The sequence below is a fragment of the Pedobacter nyackensis genome, from assembly GCF_032678475.1.
GTDB lineage: Bacteria > Bacteroidota > Bacteroidia > Sphingobacteriales > Sphingobacteriaceae > Pedobacter > Pedobacter nyackensis_A.
The window spans coordinates 373,527-397,277 of sequence record NZ_JAVTSF010000001.1 but is presented as its reverse complement, the minus strand read 5'-3'; the positions used below and the strand labels follow the sequence as shown (position 1 = coordinate 397,277).

Here is a 23,751-nt window from a genome sequence, read left to right as displayed (position 1 = left end):
ATCCTGGCCGGTGTCTTCGTAATGTATGAAGCCCATTTCCATAAGAAATTTGTTCCTGATGTTACTTTTAACAACGGGACCCATCAGTTTTGCTCAGCAGATCAGTGTTGCTGAGCTCAAAGTTGAACACCAGGATAATCCGTTGTCGGTAGAAACAGCGATGCCTAGATTTAGCTGGAAGATCAGCTCAAAATTGAAAAATACTTTTCAGACATCTTATGAAATTAGGGTTGGCACGGAAAAGACGGGCCTGAATTTAAATAAGGGACTGGTCTGGAAAGTAAGCAATAAAACAGATCAGTCGGTTCTTGTTCCTTATGCCGGAGATAAATTGCAGTCAAAAAAGCGATATTTCTGGCAGGTTAGGGTTAAAGACAATCACGGGAATACCTCTGCCTGGAGCAGTGTTCAGTTTTGGCAGACTGGGCTTAAGGCGGCCGACTGGACTGCCAGCTGGATTACTGTTCCCGGAAAAGATACTTCGGCAAGGAGCCCTTTGTTCAGAAATGAGTTTACAATAAATAATAAAATTAAATCTGCAACTGCCTATATCACTGCAAAAGGTTTATACGAAGCGCATATTAATGGAAAACGTATTGGGGACAGTTATCTTTCCCCAGGCTGGACAAGCTATAGAAAAAGGCTTCAGTATCAGGTGTACGATGTAACAGCATCTTTAAAAAATGGGCTCAATGCAATTGGTGTAACGCTTGGAAACGGCTGGTTTAAAGGAAGAATTGGTTTCGGAACGCAGCATAGCTTTTATGGGGATACCAGGGCGCTAATGTTGCAGCTGGAAATTGAATATATGGATGGAACAAAAAAGACAATCCATACCGATGAGCATTGGAAGAGCTCCTATGGACCGATTTTGATGGCTGATATTTATGATGGAGAGTATTATGATGCCAGGTTAGAAAAAAACGGTTGGTCAAGTCCAGGGTATACAGAAGACCACTCCTGGAAAAATGTGCAGATTGAGGAAAAGGGTACCGAGGAACTGATCGGCATGGTCGGAGCCCCGGTAAAAAAACAAGAGCAGTTTAAAGTTTTAAAAATATTTAAGACACCTAAAGGTGAAACAGTGGCAGACTTTGGACAAAATCTGGTTGGTTGGGTGATACTTAAGGCAAAAGGCCCGGAAGGTACCCGGATTACACTGAGTCATGCTGAGGTACTGGATAAAGATGGTAATTTTTATACGACGAATTTAAGGACGGCGAAAGCCCAGAATACTTATATCCTTAAGGATAATACCGAGCAGATATTTGAACCACATTTCACATTTCAAGGGTTCAGGTATGTAAAGATTGAAGGTTATCCAATGGAACTAAAGCCGGAGCATCTTACTGCTGTCGCTCTTTATTCTGATATGGAGGTAACAGGGAAGTTCCATACCTCGAACCCTTTACTGAACCAGTTACAGCATAATATACAATGGGGGCAAAAGGGCAATTTTGTTGATGTACCTACAGATTGCCCACAACGCGATGAGCGTTTGGGTTGGACAGGCGATGCACAAGCCTTTGCAAATACAGCTGCATATAATATGGATGTGGCTGCTTTCTTTACCAAATGGTTGAGAGATTTGAGTGCTGACCAGCTTGCAGATGGAATGGTGCCTTTTGTAATTCCAAACGTGCTGGGCGCAACTGATGGCGCTTCTGCCGGATGGGCTGATGCATCGACCATTGTGCCATGGGATATGTATGTGGCTTACGGAGATAAGCATTTACTGGAAGTGCAATATGAAAGTATGAAAAAATGGGTTGGTTATATGACCGCTAAATCTACTGATAACCTTTGGAATACTGGATTTCACTTTGGCGACTGGTTATTCTACCGCCCGGATGATGATAATGATGGCAGGGCAGCAGTCACTGATAAATATCTGATTGCACAGGCATTCTATGCAAACTCTACCCAAATCATGATCAATGTGGCTAAGGTATTGGGGAAAACCCAGGATGCAGATCAATACACTGCATTGCTCAAGCAAATAAAGGAAGCTTTTGTGAAAGAATATATGACCGGAAATGGAAGATTGGTTTCAAGTACGCAAACTGCCTATGTATTGGCATTGCAGTTTGACATGCTCCCTGAACCACTTAGGACTTCCGCAGCAGACCGGCTTGTAAAAAATATCAGAGATTATGGAAACCATCTGACCACAGGGTTTTTAGGTACCCCATACCTCTGTCATGTCCTCAGTCGTTATGGACATGATGATGTGGCTTATCAGCTGTTGATGCAGGAAACTTATCCTTCCTGGTTATATCCCGTGAAAATGGGCGCAACAACGATCTGGGAAAGATGGGATGGAATTAAACCCAACGGAAGTTTTCAAACTCCGGAAATGAACTCATATAATCATTATGCTTATGGTGCTATCGGTGACTGGATGTACCGCAATGTGGCAGGGATCAAATCGGATCCTGATGCACCGGGTTATAAAAAAATCAATATTCAGCCTAAACCGGGTGGCGGCCTTAATAACGCCAGAGGAGAGTTAAATACCCCTTATGGTTGGGTGATTTCTTCCTGGACAATCGAGAACGGCATATTTAAACTGGATGTGCAAATTCCTGTAAATACCTCTGCAACGGTAACTTTGCCTGCTCCGCTATTGAAAAGCAATAAGGAAAATATTCGTCAGATCGAAATTGGCTCCGGTAACTATCATTTTGAATGCGAAATGAAATTAGCAGGCGGTAAATAATATTTTAATTTATTTTATGTTCAGTACCCCCGGTCATCGGGGGTATGGTGTCTTTACAATAATGGAACCGAATAGAATTATATTTCTCTATGATAAGATTAAACGAAAAATAGCTTCTGAAGAGGAGCAGCTGGAGTTTGATCAGTTGCTACAGGATAAACAGGCAGAGCAGGAGCTTAAAATGTATTGGGATCAGCTATGGACAGACACGACGGCTGAAGATAAATCTGCTTTGCAAATCCGGAATGAAGAGGAAATCCTGCAGGTTATACTTTCACATGAAAGAGATGTACGTAGTATACCAGTGAATAAAAAACCAGCAGGTTATAAATATTTGGTCGCCGCCGCCTGTATATTGATGGTAATGGCCAGTGGTTTATTCTTTTTTAATCATAAAACCGCCATGTCGCCTAATGAGCGAACAGTTGCTCATGCCATTGTACCGGGAAAAAACAGTGCTACGCTTACCCTTGCAAATGGGAAGAAAATAGTCCTTTCTGATATGGCCAACGGTGAACTCGCTAAAGAGGCCGGCGTAAAGATTTCAAAGTCGGCAGATGGTCAGATCGTTTATGAAGTAATCGGCACAGATGGCAATTCTAATCAATTGAATACGCTTTCAACCTCAAATGGAGAAACTTATCGGATACGTTTACCTGATCAGAGTGAGGTTTGGCTTAATGCCGCTTCAACAATTAAATACCCGGTAAGTTTTGCAAAACATGTAACAAGAAAGATAGAGTTGACCGGCGAGGCTTATTTTGAGATTGCAAGGGATAAAAAGCATCCGTTCATCGTAGAGACCATGGAACAGCGGATTGAAGTTTTAGGAACACATTTTAATGTGAACGCTTATGCTAACGAAAACAATGTAAAAACGACTTTGATTGAAGGCAGTGTAAAAGTGCAAAGATTTAATTCAAATCAGAAAATGTTGGGGACAGAGCAAGCTATCCTGAAGCCGGGCGAACAATCCCTTTTGTCAGCGGATGAGCTCAATGTTAGGCAGGCAGATGTAGAAGAGGCAATCGCCTGGAAAATGGGCTTCTTTAAATTCAGAGATGAAAATATTCAGAGTATCATGCGCAAAGTATCGCGTTGGTATGATGTAGAAGTTATTTATAAAGGAGAAATTCCGCAGAGTGGCCTGGAAGGAACGGTGTCCCGTTATCAGGATATTACACAGTTACTGGACATGTTACAGTCTACCGGCCTCGTTAAATTCAGCATCATCAAAAACAAAATTATAGTAAGCAAATAACCAAATATTTAACCAAATACTAAACGACGTATGAAAATAAGACCTACCTGACCTCTTTTAGGGAAGCTTAGTGCAATAAAAACGTGAAAGTGTCTCACCACTTCCACGTTATAGGCCTGGGCTATTCAATACCTGGATAATATCCGGATAAAATAATCGAAAAGAAATCTTGAATAAACCCAAACAACCAAAAGTATGAATTTAAATGCTTTTATCAAGACCGCTATGCCCATAGCTGGCCGATATAAAAAAATATTATTAGTTATGAGAATAACTGTGTTGTTATTGCTGATGGGGCTGATGCAGGTAAGCGCTTCCAGCCTTGCACAGAGAATAACCCTTTCATCAAAGAATGCCGATCTGCAGGACGTCATAGAACAGCTGAGAAAACAAAGCGGCTATAATTTTTTGTATATCAAAAAAGAGGTGCTCGGTAGAGCAAAGCCGGTAACGGCTCAGCTCAATGATGTAACCATTGAGGAGGCGCTGAATAAGATTTTTACTGCACAGCCATTGATCTATCAGATCAAAGATAAAACGGTAATCATCAAACCCTCCCTGGACAAACCATCTGCAAGGACTGAGCAAAAGCCTGTTACTGGTAAAGTGAAGGACGAGACAGGAGAAACACTTATTGGGGTTTCTGTCTTAATAAAGGGTACCAAGACGGGAACCGTTACCAATTCGGAAGGAAGTTATACCATTCAGGCTGAACCTGGATCAGTACTGGTGTTTAGTTATATTGGTTACGAGACACAAGAAGTTACAGTAGGAACGGAGAGCAATATTAATGTGTCGTTGATCGCGATAGCAGGTGGTCTGGATGAAGTGGTTGTGGTAGCCTATGGTACACAAAAAAAGGAAACAGTTACCGGAGCAATCTCTTCTATTAAAACCAAAGAAATTAAACAAAGTCCTGCAGCAAATTTAGCGGTGACTCTGGCAGGACGATTACCTGGATTAACTTCTATCCAACGTAGCGGTCAGCCTGGCCGGGATATTACACAATTGTTTATCCGCGGACAGGGAACAGTAAATGCGCAAAGCCCGATTATCCTCGTAGATGGAATTGAACGTGATCTGACCTATATTGATCCGAATGAGGTAGAGTCAGTGACAATTTTAAAAGATGCCTCATCTACAGCTATTTTTGGAGTTAGAGGAGCTAATGGGGTTATTTTGGTGACCACAAAAAGAGGAACTTCTGAGACTCCGGAAATCAATTTTGTAGCAGAGGCGGGTGCACAGGATTTTCCACGCTTTATCAGCCCGGTTAATGCTTACGACTTTGCAACACTAAAAAATCTGGCACTTACGAATGATGGTTTACCTGCTGAATATTCTAGTCAGTCATTAGAATATTATAAAACACAGGAAGATCCCCTGCGTTACGCAAATACAGACTGGCGTAAATTGTTGATTAAGGATTATTCTTATCAGCAACGCTATAACCTGAATGTTTCGGGGGCAAGTAAAACCACTAAGTATTTTGTAAATGCCGGTTATCTCAATCAGGGGGGACAGTTTAATACTGAAAAAGACCTTAGTTATGATCCGAGCTTTAAACTTAACCGTTATAACTTCAGATCTAATATCGATATCCAGCTAAATAAAAATTTAAAAGCATTTTTAAATGTAGCAGGTTACCTGGAGCAAAGGAACAGCCCATACGCTTTAGGGGGCGACAATCCAACGGATTGGATCATCTATTTTATGAACCGTATGCCGGCAGTTGTTCCAGGTCCACTTACACCTGATGGGCAGGTGATTACCTATTCTGATATTGACCATCCGGCCTATGGCCTGATCAACCGTTCTGGTTATACACAGCAGAAAAGAAGCAATGTGTTAGCTACTTACGGTATGGAGCAAAACCTTGACTTCATTACCAAAGGTCTGTCGGCAAGGGCGGTAGTTTCATTCGATGCACGCACAGTTAATAACCTTGAAGCGACAAGGAAGTATGAAAAATACATACAGATCATTAATCCTAATTTACAAGGAGCGGACGGGCGCGACAGCGTGTATTACCGGCCGTTCAATAATGACCAGAATACTCCTTTATCCATTGGAGGAGGACGGAATTTTGAAACCTTATCTAATTTTCAGGGTTTCATAAATTATGCAAAAACTATTGGAAAACATGATTTCTCAGGTATGTTGCTATATCAGCAACAAAATAATGTAATCAACAATGAGTTACCATTTAAGTTAATGGGACTGGCTTCCAGATTTACCTATGGCTATAATTCTCGGTACTTTCTGGAGTTTAACGCAGGTTACAACGGTTCTGAACAATTTGCCGAGGGCCAGCGGTTCGGGTTTTTCCCGGCAGTTTCTGCCAGCTGGCTCATCTCCAATGAATCGTTTCTACAGAATAACCCTGTCGTGAATCTGTTGAAATTAAGAGGTTCGTTCGGTAAAGTGGGTAACGACCGCATAGGAAGCAGAAGGTTTTTGTACCTGGATGATATACAAGTGGTTGGAGGTGGTTTTTCCGGTAGCCTGGGCAATGCTCAAACCATCAATTACAATTTATTAAAAAATGCACAGTTACAATGGGAGGTCGCAAAAAAATACAATCTCGGATTGGAGATGGGATTATTCAATCAGTTTAATCTCGTGGCTGATGTGTTTTATGAAAAGAGAGATAATATTTTACGTAACAGGGGAACTATTCCGGAACTGAACGGACTTCCTATCTCAGTATTGCCACCGGTAAATATTGGTGTAGTAGAAAATAAGGGGTTTGAAGTTGAATTGAATTATAAGAAATCATTCAACAAGGACTTGTCTGTGTTGGCCCGCGTCAATCTGAATTATGCAACAAACAGACAAATTTATGCGGATGAACCTTTGTTACCTGAAGATTATGCTTATCGCTATAGGGAAACTGGCTACCGGATAGGACAGATGTTTGGATATCAGGTAGACCGGTATTTCACGGATGCGAATGACATCGCCAATTCTCCTGTACAAAATGTAGGCGGACATGAATCCAGACCTGGCGATTTTAAATACAAGGATCTGAACAACGATAATCTGATCAATGAAAGAGATATGGCACCGATTGGTTATTCAACAGTTCCTGAATATCAGTATGGAGCAGCATTTAACCTGACTTATAAAGGATTGGATTTTAGTGTCCTGTTTCAGGGGATTTCAAATGTTTCTAACTATTATAGTGATCAGGGGGTTTTTGCTGACAAAAACTACGTGTCCAGACATCTGGAGAGCTGGACAGCAGAACGTGCAGCCAACGGATTACCAATCAATTACCCACGTATTTCTACCCAATCTAATCCCAATGAAAGGCCAAACTCATTTTTCATTCTCAATGCGAGCTATCTGAGATTAAAAAACATGGAAATTGGCTATAGTTTGCCATCAAAATGGAGCAATGCAATTGGCGCAAAACGTTTGCGTATTTATGCCAATGGTTTGAACCTCTTTACCTGGGATAAGCTACCGACAACAGAGTTTGATCCGGAGCTGACGAACAGTCGCGATTACCCGATTACAAGGCTGTATAATTTTGGTGTAAACTTCACTTTTTAATCAGAAGATAAGATGAAAAATATTTTAAGAATTTTTATGTTGCTTTCTTTCCTGGCAGCAGGTTGTACGAAAGATTATCTGAACATCACACCTGATGGCCGGACAACACTTGATGATATATTTAAAGACGAGAAACGTACTGAGGCTTACCTGAACAGAGTTTACGGACAAATGCCAAGTTATTTCTGGAAGTATGGTTTTTTTGATTTCCTGGCACCTTTTTCTGATGAGGCCTACGCTTACAGCGGTGCAGTAATGGCTTGGTCTGCAGGTAGTCTGAATGCCAGCGGTAGTCCTTTGCACGCCCACCAGGAGAGAGGTAAAGGCGTTTATCATTATGGTACTTTCTGGGCGGGTATCAGAGATGCGAACGTATTCCTGCAAAACATTCAGACTGCCAATATTCCCAGTGCAACCAACAGGGAGCGTTTTCGTGCGGAAGCACAGTTGTTAAGGGCTTTTTATTACTGGGAACTCATTAAAGAATATGGTCCGATGCCTGTGGTGACGGCACCCTTCACAAATGATTTTGATTATACCACGCTTAAACGTCCGTCTTTCCAGGATTGTGTAAATTTTATTGTAAAAGAGTGTGATGAAGTCATTGCGAACAACAGTATGCCAATGCGTATCACTACGGAAGCAGAGCGCGGACGCTTTACAAAAGCTGTTGCCTATGCGGTAAAGTCTCAGGCTTTGTTGTATAATGCCAGTCCGTTGTGGAATGCCGGTAACGATAAAAGTAAATGGGAAGCTGCTTCTTTGGCGGCACAGAGTGCCATCAATGCACTAACCACACAAGGTTATACATTGGTAGACAACTATGGAGATTATTTTCTGAGCAAAACCGATATCAGCACTTCACCAAGGGATAAAGAAACAATTTACGAGGTTTTTGAGGGGCAAATAGACCCTGTATTCAGTATCATCAATAGTATTCCAAGTAAACCTGGAATGTTTAAAGTTGGGGCCACTCCAAGCCAGGAATTGGTTGACAGTTATGATATGCAAGCGACAGGTGAGCCGGTTATTACTGGTTATCAGGATTTAGATCATACACAGCCAATCCTCAATCCAGCCTCGGGATATGACCCGTCTCAGCCTTATCTGGGGCGCGATCCGAGATTTTATGCAACTGTTTGGTACAACGGGGCTGCTTATGATAATATAGCAGGAAATGTACATATTATGGAGACTTACGTAGGCGGGGCAGATCAGTTATTGAAAGCTCCCATAGGTTGGGCCTTTACGCGAACTGGTTATTATCTGCGCAAATTTATTGATCCCCGTTTACAATCTGGTCAGCCAGAGGATACACGCTGGAAAAAATATCGCCTTGCAGAACTTTATCTTAACCTGGCGGAGGCAGAAAATGAGGCCAATGGACCGACCACAATAGCGCAAAATGCAGTCAATAAGGTGAGATTTAGGGCGAATATGCCCAATTTTCCAACCACTTTATCACAGCAGGAATTTCAGAACCGTATCCGTAAGGAACGCAGGGTAGAGCTCGCTTTTGAAGAACACCGTTTCTGGGATGTACGCAGATGGAAAATACTGGATAAGACAGATAAGCTGGTTACAGGTATGGAGATTACAAAGCAACCGAACAATAGTTTTACTTATGCCCGCTTTGTAACTGAACGCAGAAATGCCTGGAGTGATAAGTTCCTGATTATGCCTATTCCAATCAAGGAAACTGCTATAATTCCTGATTTTAACCTGAACCAGAACCCTGGCTGGTAAACATCACCTGAACGAATGTAAACTTTAATCAAATAGTTATGGTTGCCATAAAACTTATCAGCTTAACGCTTTTAGTTGCCACTGCTTTGGGCTGTAAAAAGCCTGCTGAGGAAAATAAAGAAACTATTAAAGCAAATGAAGTGCAAAATACCGGTAGTACATCATTAACGGCTGCACAGGAACGTTATATTGTTTTTTTTCTAACCAATACCAGCGTTGATCAGGCCGATAGCGAAAATACAGGTAAAGATGCCAATTCTGCCTATACGTTTGTAGGGGAACTTCCACAGATTTTTGGACCAGTTAATGCTGATGCTCCTTATAAATACGCATTTGGTTTACCCGGGCCAATGTTGCTCACCCAATCGGTCCAGCAGATGCAATACCAGGTTAATAAAGCTTTTGATATTGCGGAAAAATACAACGTTCCGGTATATTTCCAGCTGGATGACATCAATAATTATACGACTGAATTTGGCGGCGGCGCCATGCCTAAGTTTTACAATGATCCCTCATGGAGCGAATGGGTATCATTCCCCTCGGGAACAGAAACCTGGGGCGGGCAGTCTAACGGTCGCCTTCCATATTACTGGTTTAACTGGGGTGCCTGGATGCATGCCCAGGCTTTCCCAAATCTGCAATCACCGGGGTTTAGGGCTTTTGTGAAAAGTCAGCTTGAAAATGGTGTGTTGTCGGTCCTGAATACCCGGTATAACCAACTAAAATCAAATGGAAAAGGATACTTGTTTGCTGGAATGGCTATTGGCTGGGAAACACACATTCCCGATTATTCGGCTGATAATACGCTATATAACGTGAACCCCTCTTCGCTTCCGGTAAATGCAATATTAGGAGACCAGATGCAAAGTTGGGAGGCCGGAAAACTTGGATATGCGGCGCTGCATACTTTAGGTTATACGGCTTATAACAAGGACAGACTGTATCAGGTAATCCATGATTATTCTGAGTTTTTAGCTAAAACAGCTTATGATACCGGGATACCAAGGGAAAAGATCTTCTCACACATTGTGGGGGTAAAATCCAGCCAGCCCGGTTTGTCGACCACGTTTGCGCCACCAATCTGGACCGCTGTTAACAATTACTCAACACCCGGTTTTACGCTTTCACCGGTAAGCTGTCCTTACAACCTGAACACCTTAAAAGCAGAGATTAATCTGGTGGATCCACAGCAGAAAAACTTTGCCAATGCGGAAGGCTATAGCATTGGCGTGAATGGCTCTTTTGCACAGGCTGATGCCTATTTTGGCGATATGTTTGGTCATGGAGCTTCTATGGTCGCTGTATTCGGCTGGGGAAGAGAACCTGCAAGTTCTGCTTTCGCCGTGTCGCATAGTCCCACAAGCCCCTTTGTGCAGGCCGCAAAAAAATGGCTGAGCAATGAAGTGAAAGTATGGTCATTTGCCGCAGGTGTTGAGGGTTGGACATCGGGAAATGATATCAGTGGTTTCGGATGGAAAAATGCAGGTAAAATAGGTGGAACGCTAACTGGAAATGATGCTTTTATACTTTCAGCAAATTCAATGGGGTATAATATGGGTACTGAAAAACTCGTTCAGATTGGCATCAGTAATGCGTCTGCAAACACGGTTGGACAGGTTTATTTTACAACTACGTCAAGTACAGGCTGGTCGGAGGATAAAAGAAAGGACTTTGCAATGGTGGCGAATAGCTCCCTTACCAATTATACCATCAATATGGCGGATATTCCAACCTGGCAGGGAACGCTTAAACAGTTGAGAATAGATCCTTCCAATGCCGTTCCCGGCAGTACCACTTCAGGTAATTTTAGTATAGATTATATACATGTGGGTAGTCAGGGCTGGAATTTCATGTCTGCTTCAGAAGGTTGGACGGCCGGACAACAGATTAATAATTTTGGCTGGTCTGCTGCTGCCGGGAATTATATAGGTGGAAAGATAACTGGTGCCGATGCGTTTATACTATCAGGTGATAACCTGAATCTCAGTCTCGCAAATTGTCGGTATGTAGTGGTCAGGATGAAGAACTCTTCTCCGCAAACGATCGGACAGGTTTATTTTACTACAACTACTGATCTGGCATGGAATAATGCGAAACAGGTATCTTTTGCGCTGAATCCTTATTCTGATTTTACAACTTATACTATCGACATGAGTACCGTTCCGGGATGGACAGGAACTTTAAAACAATTACGCATTGATCCTTCCAATGCTACTCCTGGAACACCTGTTAATGGGTATTTCCAGGTTCAACACGTCAAAATAATTAATTAAGGAGAAGTATGAAGCTGTTCAGATTTAAGATAATAAATATATTTTTCATCGTTCTTGTGTTCGGGATGGCGGTAGCCATCCCTTGCAAAGCACAAAAAAGTACACCCATTCCGGTAATTTTTGAAACCGATATGGGAAATGATGTGGATGATGGGCTGGCACTGGCTATGCTTTTCAGATATGCTGATCAGGGAAAAATTAATTTTCTTGGCATCAGTAATAATAAACAAAGTTTAAGTTCCTTGCAGTTTATAGATCTGATGCGGCGCCAGTACGGTTACAGCCAGTTGCCCATAGCAACGGTAAAAAATGGTGTCGAGGGTGAAATTGAAGCTAAGAGCTTTGCCAAAAAGGTGATGGACTACAAGGAGCAAGGCCAGTTGCTATATTCGAGCAGTATAAAAAAATATAGCGATGTTGAAGCGGCTGTCCACTTTTACCGGCGCATGCTGGCCAAAGCTAAAGACACTTCAGTAGTGATTATTTCGGTGGGTTTCTCTACCAACCTTGCGGAATTGCTGGAATCTAAAGCCGATCAATATTCAAAATTGAATGGTTTGGAGCTGGTAAAACGAAAGGTGAAATTTTTGAGTACAATGGCAGGGAATTTTAGCCATCCAAGGCAAAAAGAATTCAATGTGATCAGTGATCTTCCTGCCACCAGGAAAATGTTTGATCGCTGGCCCACTGCTATTTATATCAGTCCGTTTGAAGTAGGGGCAAGTGTTCATTTTCCTGCTAAAGCTATTGAGGCTAACCTTGGTTATCGTGGGAACCAACCTTTGGTTACCGCCTACAAGGAGTACATTACTATGCCCTATAACAGGGAAACCTGGGACCTTACTTCTGTGTTGTTTGCTGTAGAAAAATCAGCACACTATTTTAAACAAAGTGTGCCCGGTAAATTTATTGTGGATGAGCAGGGCTATACAGAGTTTAAAGAGGAGAACAGGGGAAGGCACTATTTTTTACATACCCCCGGCGAATCAGAACGCACTAAAATTAAAAACCGCTTTGTAGAATTAATCATGACTGCGAAGTCGGTGTCAACGGACCTGAAAAGTAATATTGATGTTCAGGGCTTCCTAAATCCTGCACTGAAGTACCGGCCTTTAAGGATCATTCATGAACATTTGGATACTGCCCTGATCAGGAATTTAAAAGAGCTGGGTTATGGTGGTGTAGTTACAAATGTATCATATCAGGATTACCTGAGTTCGACACAAAACTGGGAGAAATTTCGTTCCGATATTGCTTATGCAATTGATAAACTGGGTGTAAGGATATGGATCTATGACGAAAAGGGATATCCGAGCGGCGCAGCAGGTGGTATAGTATTGAAAGATGATCCTTCTGCTCAGGCACTTGGCCTGTCTGTTATATCCAAACTCGTGAATAAAGGAGAACAACTGGTTATACCTTTTCCGCATGGACATACCAGGTTCCTGGCAGCATTTGCTTATCCCGAAGCTGGTTCTGGCAGCAGTGCAATAATTGATCTTAGAAAGTACACCGATGGGAAAGGGAACTTGAAGTGGACAGCACCTAAAGGGAAAGGGAACTGGAAAGTGCAGTACTTTGTACAGAAACCTTTTTATGAAAACACCCACGCTACACACAATTGGTTTGAACAGCGGAAAATGGTGAATTTGCTGGAAAAGAAAGCTACAGCCGATTTTATTAAAGTTACACATGAACAGTATAAACATTATGTCGGTGACTACTTTGGAAAAGGAATTGAAGCTTTTTTTACAGATGAACCATCCTTAGTCGGTGCCCATTTTTTGAACAATAAACCACCTGTAACACCTGGAGTCCGCGATCAGCCAGATTTTAATATTCCTGCTTTTCCAACCTTAAACTGGAGTGAAAGTTTGCTGACCGAGTTTAAAAGAAGAAGAGGATACGACTTATTCAATAAGCTTCCCTACCTTGTGGAAGGGCAATCGGCAGCTGCATTTAAGGTCAGGATAGATTACTATCAGACATTAATGGAGCTGGTAGCGGAATGTTATTTTAAACCGCTGGAGGAATTTGCCGCAAAGAATAATGTCGCCTCATCCGGACATTTACTACTGGAAGAAGATTTATTTTACCACCCTATTTTTGAAGGAAGTTTGATGGAAATGTATAAGCATATGCAGTTTCCGGGGATAGATCTGCTTACCGCTTATCCATTGATTGCAAAACGCTGGGGCGTTACTACTGCTAAGTTCGCTTCTTCGGTTGCAGATACCTATGGGAAAAAACAGGTGATGAGCGAAATATCCAGCGCGTTCGATAGCAATGATGCTGGTATAAATGGTCAAATGGCTGCGGTAGGTATTCAATTTGCCTATGGAGTTGATCTGTTCAATTCTTATTACAGGCATGAAAAAATGAGTGTCGAGGAAAATAAGCAGTTTACGAATTACATTGGGAGAGTAGGGTATTTACTGGACCAGGGAAAGAGGCAACCGCAAGTTGCAGTTTATTATCCGATTGAGAGTATCTGGGCCAAAACCTTAATCCCATTATCTATTGGAAGGGAACATTTCGACAAGGAAGCATTGCTTTTAAGTGATAATTTTACTGAACTGGGGTTGGCACTGGTTGATCAGCATATTGATTTCAATTATGTAGATCAGGAAAAATTACCTGAACCCGGAAAAGAAATTAAAAAATTGATTATTCCAAAGCTGGCAGTGTTGCAGAAAAAGCTGCTGGATCATTTGATCAGACTTGCAGATCAGGGTATGAACCTTTATTTCCAGAATACTGAAGTGGTCTTACTAAATGGGGATGGGGTTGAGCGTGATACCCTTGACCTTAAAGAAAAATTTAGCGCTTACAACAATGTTGTTTTTTTGGACAATGTAACTCAGATCGCTTTGCAAATTTCGGCTGATACGGATTCAGGATATCGAATTGAAGCTGGAACTGAAAATATTGTTGCTTTGGCTAAGTCTGGTAAAACAGCAGAAGTATATCTGTTTGTTAATGCGGCCGATAAAGCGCAGAATATAAACGTAACTTTCAGAAAATCTGATAAAGGTTTGATGGTCTGGGACCCGGTATCGGGACTGGTGATACCGGGAAAAACCCGGGCTACAAACAATGGAGATGTGTTAGAGCTGAACCTTGATAAATGGCAGACACTATTGGTAACAATTGATAAATAAAACATGAACGAATTAAACAAATACACCATTAGAACTGCACTGGTTTTATTGGTTTCCTTATTTGGCGTTTTTAATCTGGCAGCTCAATTTAAAGCGGGAAATTCAACACTTTCAAAAGGATTTTTAGCTCCGCCGGATTCTGTCAGGCCTTATGTCTACTGGTATTGGATAAATGACAATATCTCACCGGCTGGTGTGGTAAAAGATCTGGAAGCAATGAAAAAAGTGGGGATTGGCGGCGCATTCATAGGCAATATAGGGCTTTCTAAAGAAGAAGGGACCTCTTTTGGAAATGTGAAATTGTTTTCTGATCAATGGTGGAAAGCGACTGAGGTAGCTATGGAAACTGCAACAAAGAACGGAATTACTTTGGGAATGTTCAATAGTCCTGGATGGAGTCAGAGTGGCGGCCCTTGGATAAAACCAGCTTCTTCTATGCGTTATATAACAAGCACGAGGTTAATGGTAAAAGGAGGTCGGCAACTTGCCATGAACATAATGCCGGCAAATACAGATACGGGTTATTTATTTACACTTGCTGTACCTGCTCCTGATTATGCTGATTTTGATCTGAAGTCTTATCAGCCACAACTGACAACGGATGCAGATATTAGTCATATATCAAACTTAACGGATGGCAATTTTTCAAGTTCTTCCATGTTTTCGTCTGGTATTAAAAATAGCAGTATCCATATCAAACTAAAAAAGGCTTTAACCATCCGAAGTTTGGTTCTGCATCCTGCTGAAGTACCATTTTCCGCCGATGTACTGCTACAGATAATACGAAACGGGAAAATGGAGACAATTAAAACGTTTAATATCAATAGGATTAATCCAAGTAAGCAAGTTGGTTTTATTCCTTATGCGCCTTTAGCTATTGCTTTTGATCCGGTTAGCTCAAAAGAATTTAAGATCGTATTAAAAAATATAGAAGGGCAGGCAGGGTTCAAAGAAATAAATTTATCTCCGGCTGCTTACCTGGAAAATTACATGGAAAAGCAACTGGCTAAGATGTACGCAACGCCACTACCGCTTTGGCCGGAATATCAATGGCAGACACAAGGGGAAACTAAAGATGCTCAATTGGTAATAGACCCACAAAAAGTAATCAATTTAAAATCGTTTGTAAATCAACAGGGCCAGCTTAACTGGAAGGTGCCTGCTGGAAAGTGGCTGATTATGAATTATTATCTTGCCACAACAGGTGTAACGAACAGCCCGGCATCACCTGAAGGAAAAGGGTTGGAAGTAGATAAAATGGATCATAAAAAACTGGCTTCCCATTTTGATTCTTTTATAGGAAAAGTACTCGCCCGCGTACCGGAAGAAAAACGTAAAACTTTTAAGTATTTAGTTGCTGATAGTTATGAAATGGGCTCCCAAAACTGGACTGACAGTTTGCAGCATACCTTTAAACTAATTTACGGGTATGATCCTTTGCCATGGCTTCCCGTATTGACAGGTAATATCGTAGGAAGTGCTGATCAATCGGATAGGTTTTTATGGGACCTTAGAAGACTTGTTGCTGATCTGGTTGCCACTGAATATGTTGGTGGTTTAAAAAAACTTGGTAATAAAGCAGGCCTTAAACTCTGGCTTGAAAATTATGGACATTGGGGTTTTCCGTCAGAATTCTTAAAATACGGGGGAGCGTCTGATGAAGTGGCAGGTGAATTTTGGAACGAAGGTGAACTGGGAAATATCGAAAATAAATCAGCATCGTCAGCGGCTCATATATACGGTAAAAACAGGGTTTGGGCAGAATCTTTTACCGCTGGCGGTGGTGCGTATAGCCGCTATCCGGCTTTATTGAAGAAAAGAGGCGACTGGTCTTTTACAGAAGGCGTGAATCAGACTTTGTTGCACCTCTATGTCCACCAGCCCGAAGAATCAGGTTATCCTGGTCTGAATGCATGGTTTAGTACAGAGTTTAACAGAAAAAATACCTGGTTTTATCAGGGAGCAGCTTTTATAGATTATTTAAGGAGATGTAATTATTTACTTCAGCAGGGAACCCCGGTAAATGATGTCGCTTATTTTATCGGAGAAGATGCACCTAAGATGACAGGGATTAGAAATCCTGAATTGCCTGAAGGCTACTCTTACGATTACATTAATGCAGATGTGATATTAAACAGGATAACTGTTAGAAATGGAAAACTCTTATTGCCCGATGGTGTACAGTATAGTGTGTTGGTTCTGCCACCACTTAAAACCATGCGTCCTGCTTTGCTGGAGAAAATTGAGTCACTTGTAAAAGATGGTGCTGTCGTATTAGGGAATGCACCGGAAAGATCGCCAAGTTTACAGGACTATCCAGAAGCTGATAAACGTATTAAAACGCTTGCACAAAATTTATGGGGCGGAACAGTACTGAAGAAAGGAATAAGAAAATATGGTAATGGCCTGGTTATGGAAGGTATTTCTATGCAGGAAGCACTGGACTATATCGGTCTGGCTCCCGACCTGAAATCTACTGTTGGCAACAAAATATTGTATACCCATCGAAGTACCGAAGCTAATGAGCTATATTTTATGACCAACCAATCTGGTGGTGATATTGAATTTTCTGCTGTATTTAGAGTGACTAATGCTCAGCCTTACTGGTGGGACCCGGTTACCGGAAACATGAGAGATTTACCTGTTTTTAGCAATGCTGACGGTAAAACGTCCATTTCTTTCAGACTTGAAACCAATCAAAGTGGTTTTGTAGTTTTTAATAAAGGTGAATCGAAGAAGAGTTCGGGTACAAGGGAGAATTTTCCTGTAGCCAGGCAGCTGCTTACTTTATCTGCTCCCTGGGAAGTGAGCTTTCTCAATTCTCCTATATCCGGAGGCCCGGAAAAACCAGTTGTGTTTAATGAATTGATTAGCTGGTCGGATCATAGCGATGAGCGTATAAAGAATTTCTCTGGCTCCGCTGTATATAAGTCAAGCTTTAACCTGAAAAAGGTGGATCGGGAAGGGACCATCTTCCTGAATACAGGATATATTAATGGAATGGCCAGAATTAAAGTCAATGGCGAGGATGTGGGCTCAGTATGGACAGCCCCCTGGCAGGTTGATATTTCAAAAGTCATTAAAGAAGGAAAGAATAATGTGGAGATAGAGGTGGTAAACACCTGGATAAACCGCTTAATAGGAGATAGCAAACTTGACGCGAAGGACAGGTTAACACGCACGGATGTCATTAATCTTCCTGCGGATAACAAATATGAGCTATCGGGCTTAACCGGGCCGGTAAACGTGATCGAGGTTCAGTATTAAATCATAAAATATTGAACGTAGGCTAAATCTATTTTTAAATAATAAAAGAAATTAAAAAATGAATCCAATGATTTTAGTTGTAGGAAGCTCAAATACAGATATGGTTATAAAAACTGACCACCTGCCTGTTGCAGGAGAAACAACTCTGGGTGGAGTTTTCTTTATGAACCCAGGTGGCAAAGGTGCGAATCAGGCAGTTGCAGCCGCCAGACTGGGAGGAAATGTAACGTTTATATGTAAAACTGGAAATGATATCTTCGGCAGACAGTCTGAGCAGCTTTTTCAGGAAGAGGGAATTAATACAGATCATATTTTATCTGATCCAGATAATCCATCTGGTGTAGCCCTGATTACGGTGGACCAGAATGCCGAAAATTGTATTGTTGTCGCATCGGGTGCAAATGCAACACTTAGCGTAAACGACCTCGGGAACCTTGAGCAGTTAATTGACCAGGCAAAAATAGTTTTGATTCAATTGGAAATCCCCTTAACAACGGTAGCGCATGTTGTACAAATGGCGGCAGCCAAAGGTGTAAAAGTTGTGCTGAACCCTGCACCTGCATGCAGCTTGCCAGATGCCCTGTTAAATAATATTTCCGTTATTACACCAAATCGAACAGAGGCGGAAATACTATCCGGTATTACTGTGAATGATATGGAAAGTGCAAAGAGAGCGGCTCAGATTATCAAAGGGAAAGGTGTTGAAACAGTGATCATTACTTTAGGAAGAGAAGGGGCTTTGATATTACATGATAACGAATTTATGCATACTCATGCCCCGGTGGTCGAAGCTATCGATACTACTGCTGCCGGCGACGTGTTTAACGGGGCATTTACAGTCGCATTATCGGAAAATAAAAATATCCGGGATGCGGTAACTTTTGCCTGTAGTGCATCGGCAATATCTGTAACCCGTTTGGGCGCACAATCATCTGCACCATCAAGAAACGAAATTATTGCAAACGTATAATTTCGATGGAACTGTATCATGCACATAATCAAATCTTTTTAAATATAAACCAGAATTAAAAAAACGAAAATATGTTTATCATTGAGAGTTATTCACTTGCAGTCGTATTTTGCCTTATCACTATGCTATGTTGGGGATCATGGGCCAATACACAGAAAATGGCTGCCAAAACATGGCGCTTTGAACTGTTTTATTGGGATTATGTAATCGGCATTTTACTTTTTTCAGTTATTTCTGCTTTTACTATGGGCAGTGTAGGTCAGCAGGGACGTGATTTTCTGACAGATCTTAAACAGGCAGACAGCTCAAATGTAATAAGCGCGTTGTTTGGAGGTGTAATTTTTAACGCTGCGAATATTTTACTGTCGGCTGCCATAGCCATAGCAGGCATGTCTGTTGCCTTTCCATTAGCCATAGGTTTAGCACTGGTTTTAGGTGTGTTGATCAATTATACTGCTGCGCAAAAGGGAGACCCAATTCTGTTGTTTGCAGGGGTGGCATTAATCGTTGTGGCGATACTTCTGAATGCAATCGCCTATAAAAAGAAGAGCATGGGCGAGCAGAAGAAAGTATCTGCAAAAGGAATAGGCCTCTGTATAACTGCGGGGGTGTTGATGGCTTTCTTTTACCGGTTTGTGGCGGCAGCTATGGATCTGGAGAATTTTATATCTCCGGCCATTGGCAAAATGACCCCATATACAGCTGTATTTACCTTTTCGCTGGGTATCTTTTTAAGTAATTTTGTATTCAATACAATCCTTATCAGACGACCGATTGTAGGTGAACCGACTAATTATAAAGCTTATTTTTCAGGAAGTTTTAGTACGCATATGACAGGTGTATTGGGAGGTCTGATTTGGGGCCTCGGGAATTCATTAAATCTGATCGCTGCCGGAAAAGCGGGACCTGCTATATCGTATGGATTGGGGCAGGGGGCAACACTCATAGCTGCACTATGGGGTGTCTTCATTTGGAAGGAATTCCGTAATTCACCAAAAGGTACCAATGGCTTATTAATCGCAATGTTTTGTTTTTTTATCGTTGGGCTCGGTTTGCTGATTTTTGCGGGGGTGTAAAACCTAAAATTTTAAAAGGGGTACCCAAAGTGTGGCTGTTGCATAACAGTTAATGTTGGACTTGTGTCCCGACGTAGTATAGCTATAAGACAAGTTAAAATACAGGACTGATTTGACTTTTTTTCGATGAAATATGTATCTTACGCAGGTTTGATCCCACTTCACCAATTAAAAACTTTTTAGGAGCACCAGGCCTTCTAATTAGTACTTAATGCTAGAGTTATTTTATAAATGAAAAAATCAAATAAGGCCGTTTCAGCTGCATTGTTATCTATGGTTTGTGTCCAGGGTGGAGCTTCTATAGCTAAGCATCTTTTTCCCGCTATAGGAGCAACAGGAACAAGTGCATTAAGAATTGGTCTGTCTGCTGTAATGCTTACTATAATTAATCGTCCGAAGTTGTTTACATTCACTAAACAACAATGGTTGTATTGTTCTATTTACGGAATAGGAATTGCTGCAATGAACCTCATTTTCTATTTAGCCATACAACGGATTCCATTAGGGCTGGCTGTAACAGTAGAATTTATTGGCCCTTTGTTTTTAGCTTTGTCTTTATCGCGTAAATGGATCGATATTGTTTGGGGATTACTGGCATGTGCCGGCATTTTACTCATTGTTCCCTGGCAAAGTAATCATGTTGATCTGCTAGGACTTTTTCTGGCTTTTCTGGCAGGTGTTTTTTGGGCAGTTTACATTGTAATGGGTAGTAAGGTAACTACAGTAATGCAAGGAAAGGATGCCGTTACCACAGGAATGCTTTTTGCTACCTTGATTATTTTGCCATTTGCTTTATGGGATGGCAGAGTTTTTAATCTTACACCAATTCTTTTTTTTAAAGGCTTAGGTGTAGCTATTTTATCTAGCGCATTGCCTTTTTCATTAGATTTGGTAGCGTTAAAGAGGCTGCCCGCAAAAATATTTAGTATTTTAACGAGTTTGCAACCTGCTTTTGCTGCTTTTTCAGGGTTGATTTTCTTATCAGAAAAGCTTACACTTTTGCAATGGATATCCGTAGCTTGTGTGATCTCTGCAAGTATAGGGGCTACGGCTTTTAGAGAAAGTAAAAAGACTGATTAAAATAATAGGTGAAAAATAACCTTTAGTTATTTCATAATCAGGTAATTCATATTTTCGATGTTTTTTTTGTCATAGGCAGAAAAACCAACAATCTGCAGCAGCAATTTTTCGCGGTTGTCTAATAGGCCAGGCAGATATTTGGATTGGAGGATGGACACTTGATCAACAGCCGCAGGAGCAGGTAAGGGGTAGAGGGCCTTACCAATTGTCATGTACCAACCTTCTTTCTGTTTATTGATAGCTAACCTTGGATCCTTAGTTTTGATGTATGCAACCGGAAACATTGACTTTAACACTTTCGCCATACTTGTTGAATCATTTAAATTGAAGACATAGGCATACTGCATTAAACTGGTTTGGGTTTTCCTTAAGGAGGCACCAATTGCGTAGTTAGTAAAGTTTTCGGCGAGCATCTCGTTTCTTTTTAACAGAGAAACACAAGCTGCTGTTTTAGCCGTGTCGCCTTTCCCAATTGCATTTTTGTAAGTTTCTTCAAATAGGATCGGTAACAATATATCACCACTTAAAATAACCTGCTGAGCAATAGCTACATTATTTAATCGTATGGCATTTTCGAGGAGGTATTTGGAATTTCTATGTTTCGGTGGGGTTTCACTACTAAATTGTTCCCAGGAAATGAGATTTCGGTCCCCATCCGTAAGGTTCTGTAAAAAACCGATATTTCGTACAATATTTCCGTGCCTGATACTTACTTCGGGTTTAATTATGGTCATAAATAGACTGGGGATTGATGGGTAATAGGTTGATTTGAAGATAATAGAATCAGCCTGTAGTTTTTTGTTGAGTTCTTTTATGGAGGTTGATGGAAAAAACAGCGAATAAAATAGTGTTTCTGGATTTTTCAAATTCGCAACGGAATCGCGATAGCCAAATAACAATCCGAAAGATATTCGGTTTATCGTATCTAGCTTGTTATAACTTGTGCTAATATCTACGTCGTTGATAAAGGGAGTTAAATTATAGTCTGGGTTGTCATTGGGTTTGTCTATATCAAAAACAAATTTTTCCAGGTAACTTTCACATGCGCTTAAAGTTGTCATCTTTAGGTTTGCATATTCAGATTCAAGGGTTTCTTTATCAGGTAATATGCCCTTGTCTATATCCATTTTTAACCTTTTCATAGTTTCCAGGCAGGGTTGGCATTTGCTTTCCCAATCGCTCGTAATGAGCGCTTCGTTTTTATACAATGCGCTTTCAATGGTGGCTAATTGCTGTATAGCCTGGTTATACTGTTTGTCTATTTTATCGGAAATATTAATCAAGGTATTAAAGTTCTGTTTTTGAAATTCGTAGATACTTTGCTGTGCCCTAAACAAGGTGTCTATTTTTCCCGCTATTCTGGTTATTGAAGTGTCAGTTCTATTAAAATACTGCATAATCTGCTGATGTCTTAAGGTGGCCACATCTTCACCACCAAATAGATTCGTAATGCATGAGATGCAACCCATGTAGTTACTATTTGTAAAAACGCCTTCAGCCGACATTGCTGCCCGCCCTATATTTACTGCCGTTGATATATGCTGAATTAGTAGAGAATCTCCAACGCCCAGATCATACAGAATTTTAATGGACATGGCAGCGGCATTGAAATATTCTTTAGCCGAAATCATTACCGTGTCTTTCTCTTGTTCCAGTGCCAGTGCTTCGGTCATCATTGTTCCATCAGTACTACTTAGGTTGAAGTTGGTTAGCGTCTTAAAAGCGCTGCTTTCAGTAGGACTTATTTTGGAATGCAGGAAATCCTGCATAAAATCGAGGGCATTTTTATCGGTTTGGTACCGATCGTAAAAATTATTAAGTTTTGTATTGAGTATAGCCTGTCTTTCAACCAGGTTTTCAAATCTGATGTTTGATTCTTCGGCAAATTTGTAGGTGAACTGAGAAAGCTGGGTAATGTTTTTATCAATTTCCACTATTTTAATTTCTTTTTTACCAGGTTCTTTAACAATCTTTTCTAAGGTGGTGCTTACTGCTTTACGCAGAAACCTTTCCTGGTTTTTTTCAATAATCTCCCGGTACTCGGGACCTACTTTTGATGTATCAGTACTGGAAAAGAAATTCGCCTCTTTTAAGGCAGATTTGACCTGGTTGTAGTTGCCCGATTTGATAATGGTATTGTATTTTCCCTGATTCGTTTTGCGAATGCTTTCCAATGAATAAGCTAGTTTTTGTTTAAAATTATTGTCTAATTCATTTTCTATTGCGATAAAAATCTGGTTATTGATTTCTTTTTGAATAGGGCAGAAAAGAGGAAGGAATTCAACTGGAGATAGAATTGGGCTGCCCGCCCATACAACTGTTTTAAAAAGCATTTTCTCTTTATCAGCCAGGGTATTGTTTTTAGCAATGATTTTTGTGAGTTCAGTATTAAAACGCTCAACATTGTTATTGGCTTTTTGAAGGACTGCCTGATATTTGCTTCCCCATTTATCATCCTCATTTATTTGCCTGTAAGTGTATTTGGCCAGGCCACCAAAATACTGCATGGTGTTTACACTAACGTCAGATCTTTTAAGCACCTTGCCCAGCTGTTTTATGTAGCTGTTGTTATCTGTTGCCGTTTGTGCCATTGCAGCTGCAGGTAAAAGCAGGAGTAATAAATAGGTTATGCCTTTCATA

General features: G+C 41.0%; 11 protein-coding genes. 10 read left to right on the top strand and 1 reads right to left on the bottom strand.

The window, feature by feature from the left end; translation table 11 throughout:
- The first annotated feature begins 58 nt into the window (after positions 1-58).
- The 10 genes from R2Q84_RS01580 to R2Q84_RS01535 all read left to right on the top strand — a co-directional run bounded on the left by R2Q84_RS01580 (position 59) and on the right by R2Q84_RS01535 (position 21,111).
- Positions 59-2,719, top strand: a complete 2,661-nt coding sequence (locus tag R2Q84_RS01580) for a glycoside hydrolase family 78 protein (protein WP_316814765.1) — start codon at positions 59-61, stop codon at positions 2,717-2,719.
- 61 nt (positions 2,720-2,780) lie between these two features.
- Positions 2,781-3,980 (top strand): FecR family protein, encoded by a 1,200-nt coding sequence (locus tag R2Q84_RS01575; protein WP_316814764.1) that lies wholly within the window; start codon positions 2,781-2,783, stop codon positions 3,978-3,980.
- A 264-nt stretch (positions 3,981-4,244) separates the two neighbouring features.
- Positions 4,245-7,538 (top strand): TonB-dependent receptor, encoded by a 3,294-nt coding sequence (locus R2Q84_RS01570; protein ID WP_316814763.1) that lies wholly within the window; start codon positions 4,245-4,247, stop codon positions 7,536-7,538.
- 12 nt (positions 7,539-7,550) lie between these two features.
- Positions 7,551-9,284, top strand: a complete 1,734-nt coding sequence (locus R2Q84_RS01565) for a RagB/SusD family nutrient uptake outer membrane protein (protein WP_316814762.1) — start codon at positions 7,551-7,553, stop codon at positions 9,282-9,284.
- A gap of 38 nt (positions 9,285-9,322) precedes the next feature.
- The gene (locus R2Q84_RS01560) at positions 9,323-11,557 is read left to right on the top strand and encodes a hypothetical protein (protein ID WP_316814761.1); all 2,235 of its coding nucleotides are present in this window, start codon (positions 9,323-9,325) and stop codon (positions 11,555-11,557) included.
- 8 nt (positions 11,558-11,565) lie between these two features.
- On the top strand, positions 11,566-14,718 hold the full coding sequence (locus tag R2Q84_RS01555; RefSeq protein WP_316814760.1) for a glycosyl hydrolase: 3,153 nt from the start codon (positions 11,566-11,568) through the stop codon (positions 14,716-14,718).
- Positions 14,719-14,721: 3 nt separating this feature from the next.
- Positions 14,722-17,985 carry a glycosyl hydrolase gene (locus R2Q84_RS01550; RefSeq protein WP_316814759.1) on the top strand — a complete coding sequence of 1,088 codons (3,264 nt, stop codon included), beginning with the start codon at positions 14,722-14,724 and terminating at the stop codon, positions 17,983-17,985.
- Positions 17,986-18,052: 67 nt separating this feature from the next.
- Positions 18,053-18,955, top strand: coding sequence for a ribokinase (gene rbsK / locus R2Q84_RS01545; protein WP_316814758.1), 903 nt, complete (start codon positions 18,053-18,055; stop codon positions 18,953-18,955).
- A 71-nt stretch (positions 18,956-19,026) separates the two neighbouring features.
- The gene (locus R2Q84_RS01540; protein ID WP_316814757.1) at positions 19,027-20,031 is read left to right on the top strand and encodes a GRP family sugar transporter; all 1,005 of its coding nucleotides are present in this window, start codon (positions 19,027-19,029) and stop codon (positions 20,029-20,031) included.
- 231 nt (positions 20,032-20,262) lie between these two features.
- Complete coding sequence (locus tag R2Q84_RS01535) at positions 20,263-21,111, top strand: EamA family transporter (protein ID WP_316814756.1); 849 nt, start codon at positions 20,263-20,265, stop codon at positions 21,109-21,111.
- A 26-nt stretch (positions 21,112-21,137) separates the two neighbouring features.
- Here the strand turns inward: R2Q84_RS01535 and R2Q84_RS01530 are convergent, their stop codons facing one another.
- Positions 21,138-23,750 carry a hypothetical protein gene (locus tag R2Q84_RS01530; RefSeq protein ID WP_316814755.1) on the bottom strand — a complete coding sequence of 871 codons (2,613 nt, stop codon included), beginning with the start codon at positions 23,748-23,750 and terminating at the stop codon, positions 21,138-21,140.
- Position 23,751 lies beyond the last annotated feature (1 nt).

What these genes read in the sequence shown, in the direction of transcription:
- R2Q84_RS01580 (WP_316814765.1), top strand. Translation starts at nt 59, where the DNA reads ATGTTACTTTTAACAACGGGACCCATCAGTTTTGCTCAGCAGATCAGT.
- R2Q84_RS01575 (WP_316814764.1), top strand. Translation starts at nt 2,781, where the DNA reads ATGGAACCGAATAGAATTATATTTCTCTATGATAAGATTAAACGAAAA.
- R2Q84_RS01570 (WP_316814763.1), top strand. Translation starts at nt 4,245, where the DNA reads ATGAGAATAACTGTGTTGTTATTGCTGATGGGGCTGATGCAGGTAAGC.
- R2Q84_RS01565 (WP_316814762.1), top strand. Translation starts at nt 7,551, where the DNA reads ATGAAAAATATTTTAAGAATTTTTATGTTGCTTTCTTTCCTGGCAGCA.
- R2Q84_RS01560 (WP_316814761.1), top strand. Translation starts at nt 9,323, where the DNA reads ATGGTTGCCATAAAACTTATCAGCTTAACGCTTTTAGTTGCCACTGCT.
- R2Q84_RS01555 (WP_316814760.1), top strand. Translation starts at nt 11,566, where the DNA reads ATGAAGCTGTTCAGATTTAAGATAATAAATATATTTTTCATCGTTCTT.
- R2Q84_RS01550 (WP_316814759.1), top strand. Translation starts at nt 14,722, where the DNA reads ATGAACGAATTAAACAAATACACCATTAGAACTGCACTGGTTTTATTG.
- rbsK (WP_316814758.1), top strand. Translation starts at nt 18,053, where the DNA reads ATGATTTTAGTTGTAGGAAGCTCAAATACAGATATGGTTATAAAAACT.
- R2Q84_RS01540 (WP_316814757.1), top strand. Translation starts at nt 19,027, where the DNA reads ATGTTTATCATTGAGAGTTATTCACTTGCAGTCGTATTTTGCCTTATC.
- R2Q84_RS01535 (WP_316814756.1), top strand. Translation starts at nt 20,263, where the DNA reads ATGAAAAAATCAAATAAGGCCGTTTCAGCTGCATTGTTATCTATGGTT.
- R2Q84_RS01530 (WP_316814755.1), bottom strand. Translation starts at nt 23,750, where the DNA reads ATGAAAGGCATAACCTATTTATTACTCCTGCTTTTACCTGCAGCTGCA.